The sequence below is a fragment of the Streptomyces sp. NPDC048106 genome (assembly GCF_040706415.1).
In the GTDB taxonomy this organism is placed as follows: Bacteria; Actinomycetota; Actinomycetes; order Streptomycetales; family Streptomycetaceae; genus Streptomyces.
In genome coordinates, this window is record NZ_JBEZND010000055.1 from 1 (window position 1) to 14,969 (window position 14,969).

The following is a 14,969-nucleotide window of genomic DNA, read 5'->3' on the forward strand; positions in this document are numbered from 1 at the left end:
GCTGCACACCTACAATCACCACCGCGGACACACCGCGCTGAAAGGCCAACCACCCGCCAGCCGCGTCCCCAACCTCACGGGTCAATACACCTAGCTCACTGCGGAAGCAGCACAGCCGATCACCCGGTCTCGACGGCATCGGGATCACGCAAGGGCCGCAGCCAGGCGACGCCCCGATCGCGGACGCCAAAGCCGTCGGCGCGCAGAGCGGACACTGCGGCTCCCGTCCGGAGGGACCGGTGACCGGCCCCTCACCCCCCGGCCCGTCGTGCGTCGCTCGGTATATGAACCCAGCACCCGTGCGGGGCGCTGCTCTCGGAGATCCAGGTGTGCGCCCCGGCCACCGCCCCGGCCTCCAGCTTCGACACGATGTCGTCGGCCTGCTCGTGTCCGATCCCGACGGCGGCCAGGGCCTGGAAGACCGTGAACCGCGCCGCCGTGGCCCCGTGCTGGTGCTTGCTGATGCGGGCCAGCTCCTGGCCGCACGCGTCGGCGTCGTGCTGCTCGCTGCTCACGCGCACACCTTCACCCCTACCGCGCCCGGCCGAGCACCCAGCTTGATCACCTGCTGCCGGGGCTGATGTCCGGCATCCCCGTACGGTGACCGCGTGACTGCCCGCCGCACCTTTGGCACGGGCCCTCAGACCCGCACAGCGTCCGTGCCGCCCAGGCCGACCGGTCCGACGCCCTCCCGGAATCCGTCTGCCCGACGTGGAGGAACTGCGTACCCGTTGCCGGCGAGTCCCGCAGGTCGGCTGCATCATCCATGACAAGGTCCTGCGCCGGCAGAAGCCGGTGTGGGAGCCGGACTCCGGGCCGCCTGCGGGGAAAAGACTCCGCGCTCGTCCAACGCCTCAACGCCGTAAGCCGGATCGAGTTGTCCGAACCGCTGAGCCGGTCCCGGCCGCCGTCTACGAGGACGGACCTGCCCGAGGGGTGGAACGGGTGCTCCTGAGCGCACCGCGCGCACTTCGTGCGCTCTGGTTTCGGGGCCGGGCGCGGGGCCTGTCCCCCGTGAGAGCTACGCGCAGGTGTCCACCGTGAGGTGACGATTCCCGACCACCGTTTCCATAGCGTTCAGTTCAGCCGCGGCGCCCGGGCCGTGGACCGGACAGGGAACCGGAAACGGAACCGAAGAAGGAGTCGTCATGAAACTGGTGTGGCAGATCCTGGCCGTGGTCGCGGTCGGTGCGGTCGGCGGTCAGAGCGTCACCGCGGTGCAGAGCAATCCGTGGCTCTCACTCCTGCTGGCCGGCCTGACGGTCGTGCTCTCCGTGTTCGTCTACCGGTGGGTCGTGGGGCGTACCGAGCGACGACCGGTCACGGAGCTTGCCCGGGAGGGAGCGCAGGGGGCGCTCTTGCGGGGCCTGGCCATCGGTGTCGCGATGTTCGGGTGCGTCATCGCGAACATCTACCTCCTCGGGGACTACAAGGTCCACGGCTTCGGCTCGCTGACCGGAGCGGTCGCGCTGTTCGGCTTCATGGCCGGTGCCGCCGTCACGGAGGAACTGATGTTCCGCGGCCTGCTCTTCCGGCTCGTGGAGCGAGGTCTGGGCACGTACATCGCGCTGGCGCTGTCCGGTGCGGTGTTCGGCGCGGTCCATCTGCTCAACAAGGACGCCACCCTGCTGGGTGGCGTCGCCATCGCGATCGAGGCCGGCGGCATGCTCGCCGCCGCGTATGCCGCCACCCGCTCCCTGTGGCTTCCGATCGGCCTGCACTTCGGCTGGAACTTCGCGGAGTCCGGCATCTTCGGCACCGAGGTCTCGGGCAACGGAGACACGCACGGGCTCCTGGACGCCTCGACGTCCGGCACAAAGCTGATCACGGGCGGCGAGTTCGGCCCGGAGGCCAGTGTCTACTCGGTGCTGTTCGGTGCGTTGCTGATGGTCGCGTTCCTGTGGCTGGCCCACCGGCGCGGCCACATCGTTCCCCGGCAGCGCGCCGAGCGCGTCAACGCCCTCGCTACACTCACCCGGTGATGAGCCTTCAGGGGGTCGGCCGGATGTGGCGCCGGTTCGACGTCACCGTCCGCGACCTTCCGCTCGGGGTACTGTTCCTGGTCGCTTCGTTCCTGCCGGGACTGCGCGGCCACGGGACGGAGGTCGGGGACCTTGCGACCCGCCCGTTCGACGCGCTCGCCGTCGCCGCCCTGGGGCTCGAATGCCTTCCGCTGGTGGTGCGCCGGCGGTGGCCGGCCGTCTGTCTCGCCCTGGTGACCTGCGGCTTCGCGCTCGATCAGCTACGCGGCTATCACTCGACCGCCGGCACCACCCTGCCCATCGTGCTGATCAGCGCGGGATCCCATCTGGAACGCCGTCGGCGCACCACCGCCGTCCTTCTCTCCGTGGCGTACGTGCCGCTGGCGATAGCGCTTTCCCGGCTCGGTTCGGGCGGCGAGACGCCGGAGGAGTTCGTGACGTTCTACCTGGTGCTGGCCCTGGCCTGGGGCGCCGGGGCATGGCTGCGGTCCACTCGCATCGCGGAGGCCGAACGCCGCGAGCGCGTAGCGGCGCAGACCCGTACCGCCGAACGCACCCGGATCGCCCGCGAACTGCACGACGTGGTGACGCACCACGTGACCGCAATGGTCGTCCAGGCCGAGGCCGCCCGCTACCTGACTGCCGCACCCGAGCGGCTCGAGCAGTCCCTGACCGCTGTCAGCGACACCGGCCGTCGCGCCATCACCGACCTGCGCCACCTGCTCGACCTGCTCAACCCCGATCACGGCACCGGCACCGGTATGGCGGAGCACATGGAGCCCAAGGAGCCCAGGACACCGGCCGTCGGCAGGGTCCTCACCCTCGTCGAGCAGACCCGCCGGGCCGGACAGCCGGTGGACTTCACCGAGCAGGGCACACCCCCGGCATCGACCGGCAGCGCCGACCTCGTCGCCTACCGGGTGGTGCAGGAAGCACTGACCAACGCCCTCAAGTACGCTCATGGCAGCCGGACTTCCGTCCAGATACGGCACAGCGACAGGGAGATCACCGTCGAGGTCAGCACGGACGGATCCGGTTCATGCAGCGCGGCGGCCGTCGGCAGCGGGCGGGGCCTGGCCGGCCTGCGTGAACGCGTCGACGTCCTGGGCGGCGACTTCAGCGCCGGCAGCGGCACGGACGGCGGCTTCACCGTACGGGCGCGCATCCCCGCCGGCGGTACCTCGTGAGCGCACCGATCCGGGTCCTGGTCTGCGACGACCAGATGCTGATCCGCACCGGCCTGGTCACCATCATCGACGCCCAGCCCGACATGGAGGTGGCGGGCGAATGCGGAGACGGGCAAACCGGAGTCGAACTCGCCCGCAAGGTACGGCCCGACGTCGTCCTGATGGACATCCGCATGCCGGTCCTCGACGGCCTGGAAGCCACCCGTCTGCTGGCCGGCGCCGGGGTGCCCCACCCCGTCACCGTCCTCGTGGTGACCACGTTCAACCTGGACGAATACGTCTACGAGGCACTGCGCGCCGGCGCCAGCGGCTTCCTCCTCAAGGACGCACCCCCGGACCGGCTGCTCCACGGCATCCGGACCGTGGCCACCGGCGCGGCCCTCCTGGACCCCGACGTGACACGCCGGCTCGTCGGCCGCTACGCCGCCCGCATCCGCCCCGCCGAGCACGCCCCCGGCGACATCCCGCTCACCCCCCGCGAACTGGAAGTCCTCCAGCTCATCGCGGATGGCCTCTCCAACAGCGAGATCGCCGCGGCCCTCGTCATCAGCCCAGAGACTGTCAAGACCTTCGTCTCCCGCATCCTCAGCAAACTCCAGCTCCGCGACCGCGTCCAGGCCGTCATCTACGCCTACCGCCACGGCCTGGCGACCTGACACCGCCGTACGGCGGTGGCCCGGCTCGGTGAGCCCGGTCCGGCCGCAGGCGGGCCCGAGCCGGTGCACCAGTTGCGCGGGTATGGGGAGTGGGACCGGCTGCCGCCGCGGGACACGGGCAAGCGCACCGTGGACCTGGCCCTTCCGGCCGGACGTGATCCAGCACGCCGCCCATGAGAAGCGGCTGCACCGGTGGCGTTCGTGTTCGCGGACACCACCGAGGCGAAGGCCGCCAACACGGTCGCCGTGCCGGAGGAGGCCGTGTCGCCCGCGAGGAAGCCGCCGTCGAAGCCGCCCGTCTACGGGCCGCCGTACCGCCGGATCCGGAGGACGACCCAGAGCCGGTCCGGCGCCGCGGCTGGTTGCACGCCGACGCACCTGTTCAGTTGTTATGTTTCTTGGACAGCTCCGCGTTGGGACCTCGGCGTACTCAGCGCCCGACGCTCACCCTGCCTCGGTGTCCCGCCTTCGTTCGTACTCCTTGATCTGACGGTAGAACGTTTCGAACTCGCTGTCGGCGCGAGACTCTGCTGCACCCTTCATTACGGCGCCGATGAGCCATGACGGTCGATCGCGGCCCACAGAAGAGTCAGTCCCAGTGCGCTGATCAGCACCCCGCAGAGGAAGGTCCACTCGGTCGACACCCACCACTGGAACACGAAGGTGGCGCCCATGGTTCTGCGCTCCTCGCGCACAGCGATCGTGGTCTGCAGCTTCGGGGGAGGTTCTGTGACTCGTCGGCGAGTACTTGCTCTCTGGACCGCTTCTTCAGGTCGTGAAGTTCGACGAACCCCACGACGAGGAATCGCGACGATGGCCGAGGAGACGATCGCCGCGTAATAGTTGTTCATGGCCAGTTTCACGCGACGGGCGGCCCGGTGGGCGCTCGTTCGCGGAGCCGCCAACGCGACAGCGGCCCAAGGCTGTCGATCAGTAGAGGAACGGTGGCCTGGGTAGCTCCGAAGCTCCGGTGACGGCAAGGTCAGCGCCTTCGGCTCGTCCCATCAGCCAGGCCAGGAGTGTGGTCTGCGGGCCGTGGATGATCGGCGCCCGACGGGCGCTGCCGATGTCGTAGCTGATGTCTGTGTCGGTAGGGTGCAGCCGCATCGCAGGGGCGTCGTCGCGAGTGCTGAAGGACGCCGTTACCCGGCCGAGCATGTCCTGGACGAAGCCGGTTGGCCACTGGGCGTACGCGTAGCCGGCGTTCAGGTCGACGTGATGAATCAGCACCTCGCACAACCGGGAGTCGGCAGCACGCACGGCGGCTCGTTCCTGGCCCCGAGTCCAGCGAACCACCTGGTTCCACGCCTCGGGCGGCATCTTGCGGTACTCCGTGGCGAACCGGACGGCGGCACTACGCAGGTCAGCCACGAGTTCGACGGCACTGCGGCCCGCCCCCGCCTCGATCTGTTCGTCCCGGGCGGCCAGGCTCGGATACTCCGGCGTCTCCACTCCGGTCCGGGCCCAGATCAGCAGGTTCCGGCCGCCGTCGGCATTACGGGCCAGGTGAGTCAGCACGTGCCCGCGTGACCAGGCCGGCAACAGGGAAGGCGCACGCACATCGGTGTCAGTGAACCGGGCCGCCGTGTCGAGGAGATGCTCGGTCGCGACATTGATCTGATCGAGGGTGGTCGCGGGGTCGAACCCCGTGTGGTCATCAGCCGTCATGCTGCCTCCTGGAGCCGTTCGACGAGCCGGCCGCGTTCGAAGCGGGCTCCGGCGCGGACGATGGCGACGAGCTGGGGTGCGGTGATGGTACGCCGGCGTTGCCGGACGGACTCGACGAGCTTGAACACCATCGCCAGCGCTGCGGCGGGACTGCCCGCCCCGGTGGTGACCTTGGTCCGAAGTTCGACCGAGCTGAAGGTCGACTCGATGGGCTCGTCCTGAGGTGGACTCAGGGCGGGGCGGAAGTCGTAGAACGCGAGGAGTTCGTCGACCTCGCCGGTCACCTCCGCCACCCGCCAGGCCGGCCGAGGAGCCGAGGAACTGCTCCATCGCGGGCACGAAGTCACCGCTGGACAATCCGTGCAGATAGAGCGGGGGAGGACCTCGCTCATCTTCGGGGACTTCCGGCACCACGGCGGCAGGATCTTCGACGAGAACCTCTTGCGCTCGCCTGTCTGAGTATCGACCCGCTTGTCGTTCACACGCGGCACAGTGACCTCGACGGGACCGGCGGCCGTCGTAACGGTACGGGCCGGTGGTGACCGTTGCGCACGACGTGGCGCAGGCCGTGTTCGTCCTTCTCGGCGGTGAGCACGGGCGTTCCTTCCCGACCCGCGCCGCCAACGCGGGCCTGCTGGACGACCTGACGATCACTCACTCGGGACGGCAGCGGCGCCTCGGTCTCGCCGGAACGACAGACCCGGAACGCGGCGGGTCGCAGGTGACTGTCCGTCGGATGAGCTGACACCGCGCCGGGCGGCAGCAGGCCTATGGGTAGGGCCGGCCGACCGCACAAGAGTGGCACCGTCTCCCACCTGTAGGGCCGGGGTCCCACCGCACACAAGCCGCCCCGACGGGGCGGCTTGTGCCGTATCCGCGCACCTGTGCGCCGCTGCTGTCTGCGCGGTTTCAGCGGCGCCTGCCGTAACCGGATCCGACGTTGCCGTATTCGCCGCCGTGGTCACCGCCCGGCCGGCACGTCACGGTGTTGGTGACGGTCAGGTGCCGGTGCGGTCCGGTCAGGACGGTCGTGTGGGGCAGCGGAAGATGAACAGTGGTGCCGTCGACGCCGGTGACCTCGGAGCGCGCGACGGTGCACTCGGAGGCCGCGGTACGGACGTCTTCGGCCACGGTCACCGCGTCGCCGACGGAGTATCCGGGCCGGGCGACGCCCCAGGGCTGCGGGGTGGCCGGCGTCGCGCCCGGACCGGTGAGGGTCAGTTCGGCGCTGAGGCCGTCCGGCTGGGAGCCGTCCGGGTAGTGGTGGCCGTCGACCTCCCACACCTTGTCCACGGTGACGTCGGCGGGCTCCTCCTCTTCCGCGGCCCGGTTGTAGACGGTGCAACTGACGGCGTCCTGTCGGGGCACGTCGACGGTGAAGCCCGGTCCGGAGGCCGTGGCGGTGTTCTCGACGGGGACGTCCGCGCCGGTGTCGAGGTCGGTGCAGACCGCGTTTCGGCCTCCCTGGGTGACCAGCTCGTAGCCGGAGTGCTGCGCCTCGCCGACGGTCACCGCGGCCTGCTCGTTGGTGCCGAAGCCCGGGGCGAAGGTGACCGTGCCGGTGCCGTCCGCGCCGGTGGTCTCGGAGGCGGGCAGGCCGGTGACGCCCGGGGTGGTGGTGGACGCGCCGAAGGTCCAGCCGGGCCCGGCCGGTTCGGCGCCGGTCACGTCCTCGCCGGTGGTGCCCGGCGGCACGACCTGCTTGATCACGTTGACGGTGCCGGTGCAGTGGCCGAGGGCGAGGGCGCGCAGCTCCTGGCCGGCCTGGCCGTAGTCCGCGGTCTGGAAGTAGTCGGCCGTGGTGGTGTTGCCGCCGTTGAACTCGGTGGGCCCGGAGATGGCCCGCAGGTTGAGGCCGGAGACGCCCTCGACCCCCTTGCCGACACCGAGCGCGATCACCCGGGTGTCCTTCGCCTTCACCGAGTTGGCCGAGAAGATGCCGTTCTCGACATCGATGAAGTGGGTGTTGGTGCCGTCGCCGTGCAGGCTGCCGAAACGCGTCGGGTTGCCGTCGGTGAGCACCACCGCGGCGTCGTAGTGCTCCGGCGCCCGGGCCACCGCCCACAGCGCGCGGTCCCAGTTCGTGCCGCGGCCCAGCGTCCAGTCCGCGTAACCGCTCTTGAACGCGGCGGCCCCGGCCGGCGTCGAGACCGACTGGAGCTCGGGGTGGTTCACGCCGACGCTCGTGGACGGCGACTCCTGGTCGAAGGAGAACAGGGCCAGCCGTGAGGGCGTGCCGGTCAGCGCGTCGGTGAACGCGTCGGCGGCGGCCTTGAGCGCGGGCAGCTGGCTGCCGACCGACGCGGACAGGTCGAGCACCAGGGCCACGTCCAGGCCGCAGGAGGACGGCAGCGGCGGGTTGTCGCGCGAGGTCTGCCACACCCCGCCCGAGCGGGTCGGCAGACCGTTGTCGGTGCTGTACATGAACTCCCGGGTGGACCGGTAGGTGGCCCCGCCCTGGAGCGCCGGGGTGCGGAACCGGTACGGCGAGGCCACGGAGTTCGACCCGCTGCCCGGTCCGGTGCGCAGCACCGGGTTCATGTACCAGCCGGCCGGCGCGCCGGTCTGGCCAACCGTCAGGACCCGGCCGTTGTTGTCCCCGTCCGCGCCGGTGTCCGGGACGACGAACGAGCAGTCGCCGTCGGCGTCCGAGGTGCACCGGGCCCAGTCGGCGTCGACCGGCTGTGTCGCGTCCGGCTCCGCGAAGAGCGCGAGGCGCACCCCGGCGAGCGGCGCGGGCACGTCGGTCGCCGCCCGGTCGCCGCCGGTGCGTACGGTGACGACGGTGCTGTCGGGTCCGGGTACGGGCACGGCCCGGTGGGCGACAGCGCCCGGGGCCGCCGCGCCGGCGGCGGGGACTGCGGCCAGCATGAGGGCGAACGCCCCCGCCGCGGCCAGGCGGATTCTGTGGTTCATCGGGACCTTTCCTCAATGCCGGCGGCAACCCGTCCAGACAGACCGGCCATTTTGCACAATAAGTGCATTTCACGCCGAAATACCCCGAACCGCGCCGCTTTTCAGAACAACCAGCCTGCAGATGCGGTGCGGTCGTCGAGTCTGCGGCTCGGCTGGGGCCGCGCGCCGCCGTCGCGGCGAGCCGAAGACCGTGCGCGGCCTGGAGTCCGGCTACCGCCTCTACATCGCCCGGTGGGCCTTGTCCGACCTCCCCGGCCGGCGACGCCCACCCACCCCCGCACCCGACCTGGACCGGCGGCCCCCGGCCGATCCCGGCGAGTCGGCTGCACTCCGGCCCCCGGGCCAGGACGCGGGGGAGCGGGAGGCACCCCGCATCCCGTTGCGGTACGAGCGAGCTGTCCTCGCCTGCCCGGCGGTGCGGGAGGAACTGCGCGCCACCACCGCCACCGCTGTGCGGGGCCGGGCGTACGACGTCGCCCGGCATCAGCAGGCGGCGATGCCCGAGCAGTTGCTCGCGCCCCCGGCCGTCGAATCCGAGCAAGACGATCAGGAGCCGGAGACCGGACGCCAGGAGGCGATCGGCCTGACGGCGCTGCGGGCCTTGAGAGAGTCTCGGACAGACGTGGAAGCCCTCGATCTCACTGCCGAGCGGCTGTGCCGCCTGAAGGACGCGTTCACCAAGGCGGCCGACGCCACCCGCGCCCGCAAGGACTGCTACGCCGAACAGGACGATGCCAACGCGGTGCATCCGGTGCGCCAGGACGACCAGCAGGCGCACCGCCCGCAGGTACCCCAACTTCCCTCTGCGCGCCGAGATCCTGACGCTGTCGAGGTCTTCAAGTGCGGCCGTCGTGCCTGCTGAGCTTGGTAGTTTGTGGGACATGCCAAAACAGGTGGGAATGCTGGTAGGCAATCGTTACCGGTTGGCTGAACTTGTCGGTCAGGGCGGTATGGGCCGGGTGTGGCGGGCACACGACCAACTCCTCGATCGCGAGGTCGCGGTGAAGGAGGTTCTGCTTCCGGCGGAGCTCACCGACTCCGCGCGTCAGACGCTGATCCAGCGGGCCATCAGTGAGGCGCGGGCGGCGGCCCGGCTGCGGCACGCGGGCATCGTCACCGTGCACGACGTAGTCGAGGACGGAGAAGTGCCCTGGATCGTGATGGAGTTCCTGCCCGGGACGTCTCTGGGCACGATGCTCCGCCGTGCGGGGCGCTTGGAGTGGCAGGCCGCGCTCGCGATCTGCGCACAGGTGGCCGAGGCATTGGCCCATGCGCACGCCACCGGGGTCATCCACCGGGACCTGAAACCCGACAACATCCTCGTCGTGGGGGACCGAGCGGTCATCACCGACTTTGGTATCGCCCGGATCGTAGACGCGACGACGCAACTGACGGCTACTGACGGCGTGGTGGGCACGCCGCAGTACATGTCGCCCGAACAACTCCGGGGAGAGCACCTCACGACTGCCACCGACGTGTGGGCGCTCGGAGCCGTGCTCTACGCGTCGGTCGAGGGCCGTCCGCCGTTCGACGGCCCGTCGCTGATCTCAATCATCACGGCCGTGCTCACCCAGCCGCTCCCGCCGCCGTCGCATGCCGGGCCGCTCGCCGACTTCCTCGCGGCTCTGCTGAACAAGGACGCGGAGCAACGCCCCGCCCCCCAGGCGGTCGCCGAGCAGTTGCGCGCGGTGGCGTGGCAGACGGGCACCGCTGTGCCGGTACGGCAGCCGGCCGTGGACCGGGACATGCCGCGGACCGCCGTCCTGACCGCACCGGCACAGGTGCCGGACCCCGGGACCCCACACGCGGAACCGGCATCCCGGATGCCAAGTCGCCGCTCCCTCCTCCTGGGAGGCGTCGGAATCGCCGTCACCGCGACCGGTGCCACGGTCGCCGCGCTGCTGGCCACCAACGACTCCCACGACGGCGGGCGCAAGCCGAAGGCGGGCAGCAGCGCCACCCCCGCCATCGCCGGTTCCGTGGCCCTTCCCCGGTACACCGGCGCGGTGAACGCCCTGGCCTACAGCCCGGACGGCAAGCGTCTCGCCATAGGCTGCCAGGACAACGCGGTCCGAGTGTGGGACATCACCGGCAAGTCCGCCGTCGCCACCTTCACCGGCCACACCGGCGCCGTGGACACGGTCGTCTTCAGCCCGGACGGCAAAACCCTCGCCAGCGGCGGCAAGGACTCCACCGTCCGGCTCTGGGACGTCGCCAACCGCACCGCCTTCGCCACCCTCACCCCGGAGGTCGAAGTGACCTCGGTGGCCTTCAGCCCGGACGGCAAGACCCTGGCCAGCGAGGGCCAGCTGAGCACCGTCCTGCTGTGGGACGTGTCCGGTCGCGAACTCAGGGCCCACCTGACCAGCTCCAAGGACGTCGCCCCGGGGTCCGTGGCCTTCAGCCCGGACGGAAAGACCATCGCCGCGGGCTTCGTCTCCGGTGGCCTCGTGCTGTGGGACGTCGCCTCCGAGCGCAGCACCGCCACCATCAAGGTCAACATCCTGAGCTCTCCGACGTCGGTCGTCTTCAGCCCGAGCGGCAAGACCCTGGCCGCCGGCTCCGGGAACAATGTCCGGCTCTGGGACGTCGCCACCCACGCCAACTTCGCCACCCTCGGCGGCCACACCGGCCCGGTGAACTCCGTGGCGTTTGGCCCGGACGGCGACTTTGTGGTCAGCGGGAGTGAAGACTCCACCGTTCGCTACTGGGAGGTCACTACGGAGACCATGACTGCCACTTTCCGCCCTCGCGCGGGCGCGGTGCATTCGGTGGCCTTCAGCCCCGACGGCAAGACCATCGCCAGCGGCAGCCGTGGTGCGCGGCTGTGGAAGATCGGTTAGGTGGGCGTTTGACTCTCGATTGTCTGTTTCTTTTGGTCTAGCTGTCGGGCCAGTTGGGGGTGGATTCATGGGAGAGGGTGCGGGGGCACAAGGTCCCCTTCGCCGGGCTTGCGTTGGGCCGTACACGTGCCGTCGCCGTGCTCTGCCGCTCGCTCGCCTCGGTGTCTCGGCCACGAGTTGGATCCTTGCCCGGTGTCGCCGTACCAGGCCCGCTCGCTCCTGTACGGCCTTCGCTCTTCGCCGTCCTGCGTACGTAGCGCGGCCCGACGGCGGGAGGAGCTGTCTGCGTGTCAGCCCGCCGGGGGTGGTGTGCCCGCCTCCGCGTACGGGTACACCGGCCCCCGAACGCCGAGGTCTGCGCGGTGGTGAGGCCGACGTCGCCGGCCGTGGCGGCCTTCAGCGCCTGTTCGGCCGGCCGGCGCGCGACCTGACCGGGACGGACTCGTCCGCGCGCCGTAGAGGGTGTGGCGGTTCGCGTTCCGGTCCGAGACTCAGATGATTTCCAGTACCGCTGCCGCGAAGTTGAACCCGATCCCCGCACCCACCAGCATCACCAGGTCCCCGGAGGCAAGCTTCCCGTTCTCCCGCAGGTGGGCCAGCCCTGCCGCCTGATCACCCGCACCCAGGTGGCCGACGGTACGCCCGTAGCTCCAGAGCGACTGCTCCTCGGTGTACCCCAGGATCTCGAAGTTCTCGGTGAGCCCGCCGCCACGGTGGAGAAACGGAACCACAGCGTGGCGGATGTCCTTAGGGGAGGCCCCGGCCTCGCTCAGCGCTTGGTCGTGGCAGGCGAACAGTCCCTTCTCGTATTGCCCCCACGCGGTCGGCGCCTCGGGCAGGGTGAAGAACTGCTGCGTGCGCTCCGCCACCGGTACCGGCTGGCGCATCCCGGGGGCAGGCGCGAAGTCCGTGGTGCCACGGGTGACCCGCTCCAGCGAGTTGTCCGCTCCGACGGCGAAGGAGACGATCCGGGCGAAGCCGCTCTCTGTCGACAGGACCACAGCCGTGCCGGCGTCCCCGAAGATGATGTTGTCCAGGGTGTTCCACCGGTCGATGCCCGGCGAGGCGTAGTGGTCGCCGGTGGTGACGAGCGCTGCGTGGGCGAAGCCGCTGTGCAGGTAGGCGGAGGCGAGCCGCATGGCACCGAGCCCGCCCAGCGACTGCTGCTGGACGTCCATGGCGAAAGGATGCGCGCCCACCGACTCGTTGGCGACGTAGGCCGCCGACGGCCACAGGTCCAGGCCCTGGAACCAGTGGCTGGCATGCAGCACCAGGCCGATGTCGGAAGAGTCCAGCTCGGACTGCGTGATCGCCGTTCTTGCTGCCTGAGCCGCCATTTCCGGGCCGGCCTGACCGTTCGAGACCGCGATGCGCTCGAAACCGAGCTCCTGGTGCGTGGGCGGCACCAAGCCCTCGGCGATGGCCTCGCTCACGGACACGGTCTCGGCCAGGGACACGGCTGTGGCCGCAATGTAGACAGTGGGCTCGTTCTTCATGATGATCTCCAACTACGGAGGTTGATGGGAGCGGGAGCGACTCTGCGAATACCGGTCCGACCCGTCCTGGGAGCAGCAGATGTTCAAGCCACAGACGAGGCCGATATACCGGCAGCTGGGCTCGCTCGCGGGCACGGACGACACGGGCATGCTGCTGAACGGCTCTGACATGCCTCTGACGCGTGGCTGATATCCGAAGCTCCGCAGCGGACAACACGACGAGGAGGCCATCGTCGACGCCCAACCCGGATCGTTCGCGGCACTCCCATGGGAGGACGGCCAGTGGGTGGTCCGGCATGGCGGTCCTGCCGCGCTCTGGGATGCCGCCGAGGACCATCTCGGCCGCTGGTACGCCGGTCGCGAGTGACGGGGGAGCAGAGCCGTTGGCCGGGAAGCGGAAGAACAAGAAAGTGGCCCCGGCTGATCAGATCCAGTGGATCGGCGCCTCGCACCTGGGCTTTCGGCACACCGACAAGAAGACTCCGTCCAAGCAGCAGACCGCTCGCACCGCCTCGTACACCGGCGCGCTCTCCGACATGCGCAAGTACGGCCTCACCGAGAACGGCGGGTCAACCGAGACGGGGTAGAGTCTGCGGACCCTGACCGCCAAGGGCCCGGGGCCGCCTCCTACGAGCTGCGGCGCCCGGTGACGGAGATGGGCTCCACCGCCCGCGGCGCGGGCTCCTCCGGTGCCTCCCACCCGATGGCCGTCAAAGGCTCGCTTGCGGGCACGAACCGTCTGGCGGTGTCGGTCCGCCCCTACGTTGTCGAGGCTGCTTCCGGCCTCACCCCCAACCCGGGGTTCAGCCTGCCTCCAGCTTCAACCGGTCCCTCCGAGGACCGGTGGCGGGCCTTTCATCCCGGGAGATCCATCAGCGCCTCGTGGCGCACAGCCGAGTTCGTCGATGCAGAGCGGGTCGACGCGGCCGTAGCGGGCGATGGTCTTGTTCAGCTGCTTCTCGTCCGCGGCCTCTGTTCTGGCGGGCCACGATGCCCGGCGTCGACACCTGAACGTACGGCGCGCTGGAGGACCTGGCCCGCAACCGCGTGAACCTGAACAAGGTGATCACGCATTGGCCGGACATGCTGATGGTGGCGGGCTCCCTGGTTACCGACCAGGTCTGCCCTACGACCTGCTGCGCATGTTCGGACGCGAGGGGCGCCCGACCCCGCTGGGCTGAGCGTTCGCGGAGTACGGGCGGATCGCCAACCGAGCACCGGCTGCGGGTGGCGGCACCATTCACCAGGCGTACCGCGACGGCATGGAGGACCAGCTCGGCGCGCTCGGCCTGGTCCTCAACGTCATCGTGTTGTGGCCGACGACGTACATCGACGCCGCCGTCACTCAGCTCCGCACCGAAGGCCACGACGTCCGCGAGGACATGGCCCGGCTCTCGCCGTGGAAGCACCGGGACCTGAACCTGCTCGGCCGTTGCGGCTTCATCGCCGGCGTCCCGCCCGCCGGCGTTCTATGTCTGCTGCGCGACCCGGACCCGCTCACGTTGGGCGGTCGGCCGTCCGGGCGAGCTCCACGATCGCGTCGACGGGCCTTCCGGTGTGCAGGGCGAGGGTCTGCGCGATGAGGTCGGTGAGGTCGGGCCAGGGCATGTTCCCGTGCGCGTTGTACAGGGCGACCAGGCCGTGCAGGGCGGTCCAGAGCAGCAGACCGGCCTGCCACTCCTGCTCGGGGCCGCGACGGTCCTGGTGTTCCGGTTGGTCCTGTCGGGCGTCGGCCAGCGAAGCGACGACGGATCCGAGCAGTTCCTCTCCCGCGCCGTGTGCGTTCGTGGGCACCAGCTCGGCGGGCATCCCGCCGCCGAAGAGCGTGCGGTACTGCCCGGGGTGATCGACTCCCCAGTGCACGTAGGCGGCGCACCGGGCGACCAGGTCGGCCAGGGGCCCCTCGGCGCCGTCCGCGGCCGTGCGCATGACCGCCGCGAGTTCCTCGTAGCGCAGCCGCAGCACGTGCTGGATGAGCGCCCCGAGGTCCGGGAAGTGCGCGTAGATGCTCGCGGGGGCGACGCCGACCTCGCGGGCGACCTGCCGGAGGGTGAGTGTCTCGGGCCGTTCGAGCGTGGCCAGCAGCCGGGCGGCGGCCTCCACCAGTTCGGCCTTGAGGACCTGCCCCTGTCCCCGTGGGTTCCGTCGGCGGGGGACGGCTCCTTCGCTGCTCACAGGCGTACTCCCGGCGGTCGGCAACAGTCGTTCACTGTACCGCCGG

13 protein-coding genes and 3 pseudogenes are annotated in these 14,969 nt (G+C 70.4%); 8 read left to right on the plus strand and 8 right to left on the minus strand.

Annotation, left to right across the window (positions count from 1 at the left end; genetic code table 11):
• Nucleotides 1–251: 251 nt before the first annotated feature.
• Nucleotides 252–515, minus strand: coding sequence for a hypothetical protein (locus AB0927_RS36435; protein WP_366672123.1), 264 nt, complete (start codon nucleotides 513–515; stop codon nucleotides 252–254).
• A gap of 633 nt (nucleotides 516–1,148) precedes the next feature.
• Between AB0927_RS36435 and AB0927_RS36440 the strand changes: the two genes are divergently transcribed.
• From AB0927_RS36440 to AB0927_RS36450, 3 genes are read left to right on the plus strand one after another with little or no spacing between them, the layout of a single operon-like run.
• Nucleotides 1,149–1,982: a CPBP family intramembrane glutamic endopeptidase gene (locus AB0927_RS36440; RefSeq protein ID WP_366672124.1), complete on the plus strand. Its 834-nt coding sequence runs from the start codon at nucleotides 1,149–1,151 to the stop codon at nucleotides 1,980–1,982.
• Entirely contained in the window at nucleotides 1,982–3,169 is a 1,188-nt protein-coding gene (locus tag AB0927_RS36445) for a histidine kinase (RefSeq protein WP_366672125.1), read from the plus strand. Before AB0927_RS36440 ends, AB0927_RS36445 begins: the two co-directional genes overlap by 1 nt.
• Nucleotides 3,166–3,825 (plus strand): response regulator transcription factor, encoded by a 660-nt coding sequence (locus AB0927_RS36450; RefSeq protein WP_366672126.1) that lies wholly within the window; start codon nucleotides 3,166–3,168, stop codon nucleotides 3,823–3,825. The genes AB0927_RS36445 and AB0927_RS36450 overlap by 4 nt, the downstream gene beginning before the upstream one ends.
• A 542-nt stretch (nucleotides 3,826–4,367) precedes the next feature.
• Here the strand turns inward: AB0927_RS36450 and AB0927_RS36455 are convergent.
• The 3 genes and pseudogenes from AB0927_RS36455 to AB0927_RS36465 all read right to left on the minus strand — a co-directional run.
• A complete protein-coding gene (locus tag AB0927_RS36455; RefSeq protein ID WP_366672127.1) occupies nucleotides 4,368–4,676 on the minus strand; it encodes a hypothetical protein in 309 nt (102 codons plus the stop codon).
• A gap of 79 nt (nucleotides 4,677–4,755) precedes the next feature.
• Nucleotides 4,756–5,493: a maleylpyruvate isomerase family mycothiol-dependent enzyme gene (locus AB0927_RS36460; protein ID WP_366672128.1), complete on the minus strand. Its 738-nt coding sequence runs from the start codon at nucleotides 5,491–5,493 to the stop codon at nucleotides 4,756–4,758.
• Nucleotides 5,490–6,076 (minus strand): annotated as a pseudogene (locus AB0927_RS36465) (transposase); the annotation flags it as partial. The gene AB0927_RS36460 and the pseudogene AB0927_RS36465, both read right to left, overlap by 4 nt.
• Between AB0927_RS36465 and AB0927_RS36470 the strand changes: the two are divergent.
• Nucleotides 6,032–6,238: a hypothetical protein gene (locus tag AB0927_RS36470; RefSeq protein ID WP_366672174.1), complete on the plus strand. Its 207-nt coding sequence runs from the start codon at nucleotides 6,032–6,034 to the stop codon at nucleotides 6,236–6,238. The pseudogene AB0927_RS36465 and the gene AB0927_RS36470 sit on opposite strands and share 45 nt — an antisense overlap.
• A gap of 164 nt (nucleotides 6,239–6,402) precedes the next feature.
• On the opposite strand, the gene AB0927_RS36475 is transcribed toward AB0927_RS36470, so the two are convergent.
• Nucleotides 6,403–8,409, minus strand: a complete 2,007-nt coding sequence (locus AB0927_RS36475) for a vWA domain-containing protein (protein ID WP_366672129.1) — start codon at nucleotides 8,407–8,409, stop codon at nucleotides 6,403–6,405.
• 190 nt (nucleotides 8,410–8,599) lie between these two features.
• On the opposite strand from AB0927_RS36475, the gene AB0927_RS36480 reads away from it, so the two are divergent.
• Both AB0927_RS36480 and AB0927_RS36485 read left to right on the plus strand, forming a co-directional pair.
• Nucleotides 8,600–9,271 carry a hypothetical protein gene (locus AB0927_RS36480; RefSeq protein ID WP_366672130.1) on the plus strand — a complete coding sequence of 224 codons (672 nt, stop codon included), beginning with the start codon at nucleotides 8,600–8,602 and terminating at the stop codon, nucleotides 9,269–9,271.
• Nucleotides 9,261–11,252, plus strand: a complete 1,992-nt coding sequence (locus AB0927_RS36485) for a serine/threonine-protein kinase (protein ID WP_366672131.1) — start codon at nucleotides 9,261–9,263, stop codon at nucleotides 11,250–11,252. Before AB0927_RS36480 ends, AB0927_RS36485 begins: the two co-directional genes overlap by 11 nt.
• A 491-nt stretch (nucleotides 11,253–11,743) precedes the next feature.
• On the opposite strand, the gene AB0927_RS36490 is transcribed toward AB0927_RS36485, so the two are convergent.
• Nucleotides 11,744–12,760: a ketoacyl-ACP synthase III family protein gene (locus AB0927_RS36490; RefSeq protein WP_366672132.1), complete on the minus strand. Its 1,017-nt coding sequence runs from the start codon at nucleotides 12,758–12,760 to the stop codon at nucleotides 11,744–11,746.
• 398 nt (nucleotides 12,761–13,158) lie between these two features.
• On the opposite strand from AB0927_RS36490, the gene AB0927_RS36495 reads away from it, so the two are divergent.
• On the plus strand, nucleotides 13,159–13,335 hold the full coding sequence (locus tag AB0927_RS36495) for a hypothetical protein (RefSeq protein ID WP_366672133.1): 177 nt from the start codon (nucleotides 13,159–13,161) through the stop codon (nucleotides 13,333–13,335).
• A 305-nt stretch (nucleotides 13,336–13,640) separates the two neighbouring features.
• Here AB0927_RS36495 and AB0927_RS36500 read toward each other — a convergent pair.
• Nucleotides 13,641–13,721: pseudogene (locus AB0927_RS36500) on the minus strand (AAA family ATPase); the annotation flags it as partial.
• A 2-nt stretch (nucleotides 13,722–13,723) separates the two neighbouring features.
• Between AB0927_RS36500 and AB0927_RS36505 the strand changes: the two are divergent.
• Nucleotides 13,724–14,331: pseudogene (locus AB0927_RS36505) on the plus strand (Tn3 family transposase); the annotation flags it as partial.
• Here the strand turns inward: AB0927_RS36505 and AB0927_RS36510 are convergent.
• Nucleotides 14,246–14,923, minus strand: a complete 678-nt coding sequence (locus tag AB0927_RS36510; protein ID WP_366672134.1) for a TetR/AcrR family transcriptional regulator — start codon at nucleotides 14,921–14,923, stop codon at nucleotides 14,246–14,248. The pseudogene AB0927_RS36505 and the gene AB0927_RS36510 overlap by 86 nt on opposite strands.
• Nucleotides 14,924–14,969 lie beyond the last annotated feature (46 nt).